A 12,612-nucleotide genomic window follows, 5' to 3' on the forward strand; every position below is an offset into this window, starting at 1 on the left:
CCTAATATTTATTATTATTACTTTCCATGAATTCTATTTCTTTAGATGAAATACAATATTCGTTCTCTTTATTAAAGCTATCAATTATAATACTTAAAATAATCGAAAATAACGATAAACTAAATAACCACCAAATATGCCAAATTGCAGAAAAACCAAAAAATACAGATAATATACCAATTATACAACCTATTGCATTATTTTTAGGCATGTGTATATCGTGATAAATAATATTAGTAGAATTATTTTTAATTTGTTTTATTCTCCAAAAATCATCTCTATCTTTAACAATAGGTAGAACTGCAAAATTATATAATGGAGCAGGTGATGGAATTGACCATTCTAAAGTTCTTGCATCCCAAGGATCTCCTGTAATATCACAATATAATTTTCTATCTCGAATAGAAACATATAATTGAATAATTTGACAAATAATACCAAAAAAAATAATTATTACTCCAAAAGAAGCAATTGTTAACATAACATGAAAATCAGAATCTATATTCTGACTTAATCTACGAGTCATACCCATTAAACCTAATATATATAATGGAATAAAAGCTAAGAAAAAACCAATTATCCAAAACCAAAAAGCACGTTTTCCCCATGTTTCATTAAGAATAAATCCAAACATTTTTGGAAACCAATAAGTAATTCCAGAAAAACAACCAAAGACAACTCCACCAATAATAACATTATGAAAATGAGCTACTAAAAATAAGCTATTATGCAAAACAAAATCTGCACTAGGTAACGATAATAATACACCACTCATTCCTCCAACAGAAAAAGTAATGATAAAACCAATAGTCCATAACATAGATGAATGCATCCAAATGCGTCCTCTATACATAGTAAACAACCAATTAAATATTTTCACTCCAGTAGGAATAGCAATAATCATAGTTGTTATTCCAAAAAAAGAATTTACACTAGCTCCTGCACCCATAGTAAAAAAATGGTGCAACCAAACAATAAAAGATAAAATAGTAATTGAAACTGTAGCCCAAACTAAAGAAACATATCCAAATAAAGATTTTTTAGAAAAAGTAGATACTACTTCAGAAAATACACCAAAAACAGGTAATATTAAAATATATACTTCAGGATGTCCCCAGATCCAAATTAAATTAATATACATCATCATATTACCTCCATTCTCAAATGTAAAAAAATGAAAATTAAGATAACGATCTAATGTTAGTAATAATAAAGTCAATGTTAATACAGGAAATGCAGCTAATATTAAAATATTTGTACATAAAGCTGTCCAAGAGAAAACAGGCATTTTAAATAAATTCATCCCTACTGTTCTCATCTTTAAAATTGTGACTATAAAATTAATTCCAGTTAAAGTAGTACCTATTCCAGATAATTGCAAACTCCAAATCCAATAATCTACACCTACTCCGGGACTATATTGAATACCTGAAAGAGGTGGGTATGCTAACCATCCAGTTTTAGCAAATTCACCAATTCCTAAAGATAAATTTATTAAAATCACACCTGTAACGGTTAACCAAAAACTTATATTATTTAATACTGGAAAAGCTACATCACGAGAACCAATCTGTAACGGAATAACTAAATTCATTAAACCAACAACTAACGGCATAGCTACAAAAAAAATCATAATTACACCATGAGCTGTAAAAATTTGATCGTAATGATGAGGTGGTAAAAACCCAGAATGTCCTAATGAAGAACAAAATTGTTGAGCTCTCATCATTAATGCATCAATGAATCCTCTAAAAAACATGATAAAAGCAACAATAAAATACATAACAGCTATTTTTTTATGGTCAACTGAAGTAAACCATTCTAACCACAAATATTTCCATTTTTTATAATATGTAATTATAGACATGATACCCATGGACAATAAAATAATTCCTAAATAGGTACACATAATAATTGGTTCATGATATGGTACTGCTTCTAATGTCAATTTTCCAAACATTATTATATCCTTATGATCAATTATATTTAAAATTATTTACATTCACAGTAAATAATTAACAACCCAATCTTAAAAATAAAATATAGTATTAAAATGTCAAAATATACTTAATTTATAGATTTGAGAATTTTATTAAATAAATTTGGTTCAATGTTAGAGAAATGTATAATATTACTATTTTTGTTCTGTTTAGATATTTTTTTAAAATCATTAAAGGTACTCAAATATAAATCAGATGTTTTTACAATTTGAATCCAACGATAAAATCTATCATAATTATTATGAACAGTAACTATAAATTTCATATTAGAAAATCCCTCACCGCTATAATTTGCAGATATTCCTTTATATTGACCTGAATGATTTGCAATTAAATATAATATACTTTTCATCCCTTTCATAGCATAAATTTGACTTCCTAAAGATGGAATAAAAAATGAATTCATTACAGAAGAAGAAGTTATTTTAAATAAAATTGGAGTATTAACAGGAATAGAAATCTCATTAATAGTAGCAATATTATAATCTGGATAAATAAATAACCATCTCCAATCTAATGAAACCACTTCTATTACAATTGGACAACTCTTCTTATTAGTTATAATTGGTTTACTTGGTTCTAAAACATGAGTAGAACTCCAAGATAATAATGCTAGTACAAAAATAATAATAATTGGTATACTCCAAATACATATTTCTATTATATTTGAATGATTCCAATTAGGAGTATAAACTGTAATTTTATTTGATTCTCTATATTTCCAAATAAAATACAATGTCATAACAATCACAGGTATAACAATTAACAACATCATTGTTAATGATGATAATATAATTAAATGTTGTTGTCTTACTATATCTCCTTTAGGAGACAATATACCATTAGAACAACCACCTAAAAATAAAATCATCATTATTAATGAAATTTTTTTTAAAATATAATTTTTTTTTATTAAATTCATGACAAACCTCAATACAAAACCACTTAACACTTAATTTAATAAAATTTTACAATGCATGTTTTAAAATTAACATAAATTAAAAATTACATTATTCATAACTAATTAAATTATTAAAAAAAAATAAACTTAAAACAAAACATGAAGATATATAATCATGAAATAATTAAATATAAATTACACACAATATAATTTATGTTATAAAAAATAAAAATTTTATTTTATAATATTTATATCATTAAAATATACTGTTTATTAAACATAATAACTATTATTAATAATGAAATATAATTATTAAATTACATTTCATATATATATATACATAAATTATTCAATTGAAATGTATATTAAATAAAATGTAATAAAATTACATATTTTTTGAAATATATAATACAGTAGTAAAATTTATATAACAAATATATAAGAATATAAATTTAAATTAATATTTTTATAAAATTACTAAAAAATAAATGTATATATATATCAATATAGTCACTTAAAACATAAAATTAAATATATATTATTAATATACTAAATACTAATATGATTAAAGTAAAAATTAAAGAAATACTTCAAGAAAAACTTAATCCAAATTTTATCAAAATTTCAAATCATAGTAATAAACATAAAATCAAAAAATTTCATATACATCTTACACATCTACAAATTATTGTTGTTAGTAAATTATTTGTAAATCAATCAATAATAAATAGACATAGAATGGTACAAAATATTATCAATACATATATCCAACAATATATTTATAGTATTTCCTTGTATACATATACAAATGAAGAATGGAAAAACATTCATCTAAATAAGATATTTTGTATATCTTGCATAAATAAAAAATAGTTAATAGTTTTATATACAAATATTTGTATTCATATTTAAAAAATTAATATTTATCAAGATTAAATATAAAAAAACAAAAAATAAATAAAAATATCTATATGCTGTCATCTAGACGATATACCGACTTATAGATATAATATTATTAAGTTAACTTAACTAATATACATATACATTAACTTTATCATTTTTAATTTATAATAATGTGCTTTTTATGTCTATGATAAAATCATTTTTTTTGGAGTTACAAAATGCATGTTGTAACAACACCACAACAAACTTGCAATAATTGCATAGAAATTACAATATCATCAGAAATAATTAAGAAACAAATAGCAATTGAATTAAAAAAAACTAGAAATGAAATTAAAATAAATGGTTTTAGAAAAGGGAAAATACCTATTTCTATAATCAAACAAGATTATTTGGATACAATAGAAAAAAATGTAATTAATCATTTAATGCAATATTATTTTTTAAAATTTATCAAAGAAAAAAATATAAATATTATAGGAAAACCTACATATAATATACGACAATATCAACCTGAAAAAATATTGATTTATTCAATTTATTTTGAAAAATATCCAAAATTTGATTTAAAATATCCAAAAAAAAAAGAGATAAAACAATTATCTATTCAAATTACTGAAAATGATATAAAACAAACTATTCAAAACATCCATAATAAACAAAAAAAAATATGGATAAAAGTAAATCGAGCAATTAAAAATAAAGATTTAATTACTATTAATTATCAATTATTAATTAAAAATAAAATATTACATAAATACACTAAAAAAAATTTTCAATTTATTATTGGAAATAATTCTATATTACCAACTATAGAACAATCGATATTAAATAAAAAAATAGGAGACTACATTGAATTATATATTATGTTTCCTATCAATCATTGTGATCAAGAAATACAAGGAAAAAAAATTCATACACAAATATACATCAAAAATATTGAAGAATTAAATTATCAAAAATATCAAAAAAATAATATTATTATAAATAAAAATAAATATCAAAGTTTTAATGATCAATATAAGATCATTAAAAACAAAATTAACATTGAAGTTGAAAAAATTAAAAAAAATTATTTAAAGAATCAGATAATATCAAAATTACTAAAAGAAAATTTAATTAATATACCTAACCAACTATTAATGGAAACTATAACTAACTTACAAAATGAAAACATTAAAATATACAAAGAACAAGGAGAACCAGTATTATCATTACATATTAATAATCAAAATTTTCAAAAAAAAGCAATAGAAATAATTACTATACAACTATTACTAAAAAAAATTATTGATATTAATCACATAAATATTGATGAAAAAGTCTATAACATACTAAATACTAATTTAGAATCTAAATCAAACAATGAAAAAAAAATAAAAAAACTATATTCTAATATTCATTTTATAAAATCAATCAAAAATATGATTTTTGAAGAAACAGCTTATGAATTGTTGTTAAAACAATTTAATTTAATAAAATTAAAATGTAATTTTCAAGAAGCTTTAATTCATATACAAAATGTATAATAACAATTTTAAATTGTCTAAATTATTATTTTAAATATGAATATTATACAATAAACATATTATAATGAAACTATTTTTTATCACTAATCCTTAGTTTAAAAAACTGATATTCTTATTGTATGTTTATTACTTCATTTAACCAATAAAAATTTTGGAACATCATGTTTAATATTAAAAATATGTCCAATATCAAAAAAAATCACAATAATAATGTAAATTATATTCCTATAGTAGTTGAACAAACTATAAAAGGAGAAAGAGCATATGACATTTTTTCTAGACTATTAACAGAAAGAATTATTTTCATTAATGGTATTATTGACGATACATTAGCAAACTTAGTTATAGCTCAACTTTTATTTTTAGAATCTGAAAACACAAAAAAAGATATCTATTTATATATTAATTCACCAGGAGGTATAATTACTGCAGGTTTATCGATTTATGATACTATGCAATTTATTGCACCAGATATTAATACTATTTGTATCGGACAAGCTTGTTCAATGGGGGCTTTTCTTTTAACTGCAGGAAAAAAAGGAAAAAGATTTTCATTACCAAATTCTCAAATTATGATTCATCAACCTTTAGGTGGATATCAAGGACAAACTACAGATATAGAAATACATACAAAAGAAATGGTTAAAATTAAAAATAAAATTAATGAAATTATTTCTATACATACTGGAAAAAACTTAAATATAATTAAAAAAGATACAGAACGTGATTGTTTTTTTACTGCCAAAGAAGCAATGCAATATGGATTAATTGATAATATTTTAACTAAAAGATTAATTGATAATTAACTATAAAATTAAGAAATAATATATATAACAAATCAATCACGAGGTAAATAATGTCAGATCATCAAAAAGATGATAACCGGAAAATACTATTTTGTTCTTTTTGTAACAAAAAACAACAAGAAATACAACAATTAATAGCTGGACCATCCGCATATATCTGTAATGAATGTATTAAATTATCATATGAAATTATTAATCAAAAAATAATAGAAAATACAATAAATAAAACTGATGATTATAAGATACTTACTCCTCATCAAATTAAAACACATTTAGATCAATACATTATAGGACAAAAACAAGCTAAAAAAATCCTGTCTGTAGCAGTATATAATCACTATAAAAAAATTCAATATTTAAAAATGAATGACAAAGAAATAGAATTAGAAAAAAGTAATATTTTACTAATTGGTCCTACTGGAAGTGGTAAAACATTGTTAGCTGAAATTTTAGCTAAATTACTTGATGTTCCTTTTTCTATAGCAGATGCAACGAATTTGACTGAATCTGGATATGTTGGAGAAGATGTAGAAAATATTTTACTAAAATTATTACAACAATGTTCATTTAATGTAAAAAAAGCAGAATTAGGAATTATTTATATAGATGAAATTGATAAAATTACTAAAAAATCTGAAAATATATCAATTACTAGAGATGTTTCTGGAGAAGGTGTACAACAATCTTTACTAAAATTAATAGAAGGAACTATAGCTAACGTTCCTCCTAATGGAGGAAGAAAACATCCACAACAAGAATACATAAAAATTAATACATCAAAAATTCTATTTATATGTGGAGGAACTTTTGTTGGATTAGAAAAAATAATTGAAAATAGAAAAAACAAGCAATCAAAAATTGGATTTCAAGCTAGTATTAACACAAAAAAATATAATAATACTTTATTAAATCAAGTTCAAACTGAAGATTTAATTAAATTTGGTTTTATTCCTGAATTCATTGGAAGATTACCAATCATAATTACATTACATGAGTTAAATCAAGAATCATTAGTACAAATTTTATCTCAACCTAAAAATGCTTTACTTAAACAATATAAAAAATTATTTGATTTAGAAGGAGTTGAATTAATATTTGATGATCATGCTATAATTGCAATTGCTCAAAAAGCAATATTAAAAAAAACAGGAGCTCGTAGTTTACGTGCTATATTAGAAACAATTTTACTAGAAACAATGTATAATTTACCTTCATTAAGTAATGTTAAACAAGTTTTTATCAATCAATCTGTTATATCTGGAAAATCATTACCAATATTAATATATAAAAATGAAGATAATACCATAACATCTAATAAGTAAAATTCAATAAATAAATGTTATTTAATACAATAAAAATATTACTCTAATGTCATCTGAATATAATTAATATTAAATCTCAAATATCTATTCCGACATACTCTACTGGTTATGGATTTCATTATGATACTTAATTAATTTTATAATCCTTTATTAAGTGTAAAAAAAAAAGAGAGAAATCTATGAATATTGAGTGTTCTCAACGCACTGAAATTCCTGTATTACCATTAAGAGACGTTGTCGTATATCCATATATGGTAATTCCGTTATTTGTAGGTCGTGAAAAATCAATTAGATGTATTGAAGCAGCTATGGATAATGATAAAAAAATTATGCTAGTAGCTCAAAAAGAAGCCTCTACCGATGAACCTAGTATTAACGATTTATTTAATATAGGAACTGTTTCATCCATTTTACAAATGCTACAACTACCTGATGGTACAGTAAAAGTATTAGTAGAAGGTCTACAAAGAGCTAATATTCAATCATTAATAAATAATGGAAATTATTTTCTTGCTAAAATAGAATGGATTATTTCTCCTACAATAGAAGAAAAACAGCAAAAAATCTTAGTTCAAACAACAATTAATACATTTAAAAATTATATAAAAATTAATAAAAAAACATCAACAGATATACTTAATACAATTCATAATATTCATAATGCTTCCAGATTATCCGACATAATAGCAGCACATATACCTTTAAAATTATCAAACAAACAATCTATTTTAGAAATGTTTAATGTACAAGAAAGACTAGAATATATTATGTCTATGATGGAAACAGAAATAGAACTCTTAGAAATAGAAAAAAAAATTAGAAACCGCGTAAAAAAACAAATGGAAAAAAGTCAAAGAGAATATTATCTCAATGAACAAATGAAAGCTATTCAGAGAGAATTAGGAGAAATGGAAGATATCCCTGATGAATATGAATTATTAAAAAGAAAAATTGATACTGCTAAAATGCCAAAAGAAGCAAAAGAAAAAACGGAATCAGAATTACAAAAATTAAAACTGATGTCTTCAATTTCTGCAGAAGCTACTGTTGTTCGTAGTTATATTGAATGGATGGTACAAGTACCATGGAATAAAAGAAGTAAAATTAAAAAAGATATTAAAAAAGCACAAGAAATATTAAATATTGATCACTTTGGACTTGAACATGTAAAAGAAAGAATATTAGAATATCTTGCAATACAAAATCGAATTTCTAAAGTTAAAGGTCCTATCTTATGTTTAGTTGGACCTCCAGGTGTAGGTAAAACTTCTTTAGGAAAATCAATAGCAAAAGCAACTGGTAGAAAATATATTAGAATGGCTCTAGGAGGAATTAGAGACGAAGCAGAAATTAGAGGACATAGACGTACTTATATTGGTTCGATGCCAGGAAAATTAATCCAAAAAATTATAAAAACTGGAGTTAATAATCCTCTTTTTTTATTAGATGAAATAGATAAAATGTCTTGCGATATGAGAGTTGATCCTGTTTCTGCATTATTAGAAGTATTAGATCCTGAACAAAATTCATCATTTAATGATCATTATTTAGAAGTAGATTACGATTTATCAGAAGTTATGTTTGTAGCTACATCTAATTCAATGAATATACCAGCTCCATTATTAGATAGAATGGAAGTGATTAGACTTTCTGGTTATACTGAAGATGAAAAATTAAATATTGCTAAATCTCATTTAAAAAACAAACAAATTAACAGAAATGCACTAAAACATGAAGAAATAACTATAGATGATAGTGCTATAACTAGTATTATTCGTTATTATACAAGAGAAGCAGGAGTTAGAAATCTAGAAAGAGAAATATCAAAAATATGCCGTAAAACAGTTAAATCTATATTATTAGATAAATCTATTAAACATATTCAAATTAATAAACATAATCTCAAAAAATATCTAGGAGTCAAACGATTTGATTATGGGAAAACAAGTACAAAAAGCCAAATAGGACAAGTAATTGGATTAGCATGGACAGAAGTTGGAGGAGATTTATTGACTATTGAAGCTGCATGTATAGAGGGCAAAGGAAAATTAACATATACAGGATCTCTAGGAGAAGTAATGCAAGAATCTATTCAAGCTGCTTTAACAGTAGTACGTTCACAAGCAAAAAAATTAAAAATCAAACAAAATTTTTATGAAAAACACGATATACATATTCATGTACCAGAAGGAGCAACTCCAAAAGACGGTCCTAGTGCAGGAATCGCAATGTGTACAGCTATTGTATCTTGTTTAACTAGAAATCCAGTTCAATCCGAAGTAGCTATGACTGGAGAAATTACACTAAGAGGTCAAATTTTACCTATCGGTGGTTTAAAAGAAAAACTGTTAGCTGCACATAGAGGAGGTATCAAAGAAGTTTTGATTCCTAATGAAAATAAAAGAGATTTAGAAGAAATACCAAAAAATATTCTTTCTGGTCTACAAATACATCCAGTTAAACATATCAAAGAAGTGTTAATTATAGCATTAGAAAAAAATCCATATACTCAAGTATGTTAAATATAATTATCTAAAAAAGATATAATCTTTTATTTTGGCTGGCAAACAAAAATATATCATTGCCAGCCTATTATATTAAAATCAAGTTCTTAATAATATATTTTTAATAATAATATATCATTTTTATTATTTAATAAAATTAAATAACACCTATATAATAAGATAAAATGTGGCGTTGACATAGAATGAATTTCTTAAAAAAATTAACTAATAAAATTATTTTGAATACTGTATTAATAATATTATTATTGTCTATAATATTAAATAATATTAAAAATTATCAATATAATTATTTTGATCCGTATATAGTTCAAATTAATAATGAAGGAATAACCAATAAACAAATAAATTATATTTATAAAATTACTAGAGAACAACAAAAAAAAGAACTAGGAAACACATTCCATAACATAATAAATACAAAAACATTTAAAAAGAAAACTTATAAAAAAATTTTAAAAAATTTAATTGATGAAATACTCTTAAAGCAATATGCAAATCAATTAGGATTTATAGTACAAGAAAAAAAAATAAATTATATAATTGCACATCTTCCATATTTTCAAGAAAATGGAAAATTTAATTATAAAATCTATCTTCATAAATTAAATAAAATAGGAATAACTAGCTACCAATATAAAAATAACTTAAAAATGTATAAAATAAAAGATATAATTATTAAGAAACTATCTAATAGTGAATTTATATTAAAATATGAAAAACAGTTATTTTTTAAAATGTTATCAGAAAAAAGAATAGTTAAAAAATCGTACATTAATACATTTAATTTAATGCATAATCAAACAATTAATAATAAAGAAATTAATAAATATTATGAAAAATATCATAATCTTTTTTCATCACCAATTCAATATAAAATTGACTATGTTCCGATACAAACAAATAAAATACCAATACTTATTGATCCAAAAGAAATACGACATTGGTATATCACACATATTCAAGACTATATCAATCCAATTAATAAAAATTATAGTATTATTCAAACTAATAATTTAAAAGAATCAAAAAATATATTAAATCAACTAAAAAATAATCAATTATTTCACAAATTAGCTAAATATAAATCAATTGATCCAATATCTTCACTAATAGGAGGTAACATAGGATGGTTAAACAATAGTGAATGTAATAAAGAGATAAAAAAAATTAATTTAACTAAAATTGATCAAATATCTCCTATTATAAAATTTCAGTTTGGATATATAATATTTAAGTTAAATAGTATTACATTAAGTACTATAAGATCATTATCTGAAGTGCAAAATGAAATTATTAAAAACATTAAAAAACAAAAAATAATATTAAAGAAAAAATATATTTATCAAAAAATTATAAATCATCACTATTTCTCTTCTATTTTGTTAAAAAAAATAGCAAATAATATTAATGCAAAACTTATTACTACTAATTGGTTTACTAAATATACAATTCCTAATTTAATTCAAAAAAATGAAATTATTCAATATATCTTTAATATATCTAATATAAATTGTAAAAAATATATAAAAACGTATTCAAAATGGATAAAAATAAATGATAATATTAGTTATATTATCAAAATAACAATTAGAAAAAATAATAGTTCAATTCAATTTCATAACATTCAAAATAAAATTAAATCTATTTTAAAATATCAATATGCTAGAAAAACTGCATTACAAATAGCAAAGAAAAAAATTATAGAATTCAATAAAAACAACAAAATTGTAAACAATAAAAAATCTATATTTAAAAAATCAATTATTATATCTAGAAATAATCAACAATCTATTTCTAAATTAGTATTCCAATTACCTTATCCTAAAAAAGAAAAAAAACAACTGACTTTACAAGAAGAAAATAACGGAAATATAACAATATTGTATTTATATAAAGTTATAAATATTAAATTAAACAATGAAGAAAAAAAAATTATTACTAATTATTTACTACAATGTCAAATAGAATCTATTCTAACAAATTTAACAAATAATTTACGAAAAAAAGCAAATATACAATATAAAAAAAATAATTTATTTTAACAAAATTATTTAATATGTTAAAACTTAATAAAAATAAAATGAAATATATAACAATTATTAATATTAATTTCTATTTTAATTATTATAATTTAAAATTTTAATTAATATTCTGAATAATAATATATATATAAAAGTAAGAACAATAAAATATAAAAACTAATATACATATTTAAAATATTTACTAATATAAATTAATTAATAACAAACTGATTATATTCTCATTTATAATCTATTATTAAATAAATTTAAATATTAATTTTTTAATTATTTCTAATATATTGATTTTTTTATACATGCATATTAATATTTTATGTTTATTAAAATTAAAATACTACATAATAATCAGAAATACATATTATTAAATTTATAATATATTAATTAACAATACAATTTAACATTAGAACATGAAATAATATAGAAATTTAATACTGTGATATATTATTAATAATAAATATAATTTTATATTTTTACTTTAATAAACATAATTTTATTAATAATATATATTACTAATAATTAAAAATTATCATAATAATTACACATAACATTATAAATTTAATAAAATAAATAAATCCATAATAACTAAA

At 21.6% G+C, this 12,612-nt stretch carries 8 protein-coding genes; 6 read left to right on the forward strand and 2 right to left on the reverse strand.

Annotation, left to right across the window (positions count from 1 at the left end; all coding sequences use genetic code 11):
- Position 1: 1 nt before the first annotated feature.
- Both cyoB and cyoA read right to left on the reverse strand, forming a co-directional pair.
- Positions 2-1,960: a cytochrome o ubiquinol oxidase subunit I gene (gene cyoB / locus AB4W75_RS02085; RefSeq protein ID WP_367679316.1), complete on the reverse strand. Its 1,959-nt coding sequence runs from the start codon at positions 1,958-1,960 to the stop codon at positions 2-4.
- Positions 1,961-2,067: 107 nt separating this feature from the next.
- Positions 2,068-2,922, reverse strand: coding sequence for a ubiquinol oxidase subunit II (gene cyoA, locus AB4W75_RS02090; protein WP_367679317.1), 855 nt, complete (start codon positions 2,920-2,922; stop codon positions 2,068-2,070).
- Between the two features lie 540 nt (positions 2,923-3,462).
- On the opposite strand from cyoA, the gene AB4W75_RS02095 reads away from it, so the two are divergent.
- The 6 genes from AB4W75_RS02095 (at position 3,463) to AB4W75_RS02120 (ending at position 12,028) form a co-directional block, all read left to right on the forward strand.
- The gene (locus tag AB4W75_RS02095; RefSeq protein WP_367679318.1) at positions 3,463-3,774 is read left to right on the forward strand and encodes a BolA family protein; all 312 of its coding nucleotides are present in this window, start codon (positions 3,463-3,465) and stop codon (positions 3,772-3,774) included.
- 248 nt (positions 3,775-4,022) lie between these two features.
- Positions 4,023-5,333, forward strand: coding sequence for a trigger factor (gene tig / locus AB4W75_RS02100; RefSeq protein ID WP_367679319.1), 1,311 nt, complete (start codon positions 4,023-4,025; stop codon positions 5,331-5,333).
- Between the two features lie 179 nt (positions 5,334-5,512).
- Positions 5,513-6,139, forward strand: coding sequence for an ATP-dependent Clp endopeptidase proteolytic subunit ClpP (gene clpP, locus AB4W75_RS02105; protein ID WP_367679680.1), 627 nt, complete (start codon positions 5,513-5,515; stop codon positions 6,137-6,139).
- A gap of 50 nt (positions 6,140-6,189) precedes the next feature.
- A complete protein-coding gene (clpX, locus tag AB4W75_RS02110; protein WP_367679320.1) occupies positions 6,190-7,461 on the forward strand; it encodes an ATP-dependent Clp protease ATP-binding subunit ClpX in 1,272 nt (423 codons plus the stop codon).
- A 179-nt stretch (positions 7,462-7,640) separates the two neighbouring features.
- Positions 7,641-9,983 carry an endopeptidase La gene (gene lon, locus AB4W75_RS02115; RefSeq protein WP_367679321.1) on the forward strand — a complete coding sequence of 781 codons (2,343 nt, stop codon included), beginning with the start codon at positions 7,641-7,643 and terminating at the stop codon, positions 9,981-9,983.
- 185 nt (positions 9,984-10,168) lie between these two features.
- Positions 10,169-12,028: a SurA N-terminal domain-containing protein gene (locus tag AB4W75_RS02120; protein ID WP_367679322.1), complete on the forward strand. Its 1,860-nt coding sequence runs from the start codon at positions 10,169-10,171 to the stop codon at positions 12,026-12,028.
- Positions 12,029-12,612: the final 584 nt, after the last annotated feature.

This window comes from Buchnera aphidicola (Eriosoma lanigerum) (assembly GCF_964059125.1).
Lineage (GTDB): Bacteria > Pseudomonadota > Gammaproteobacteria > Enterobacterales > Enterobacteriaceae > Buchnera_D > Buchnera_D aphidicola_C.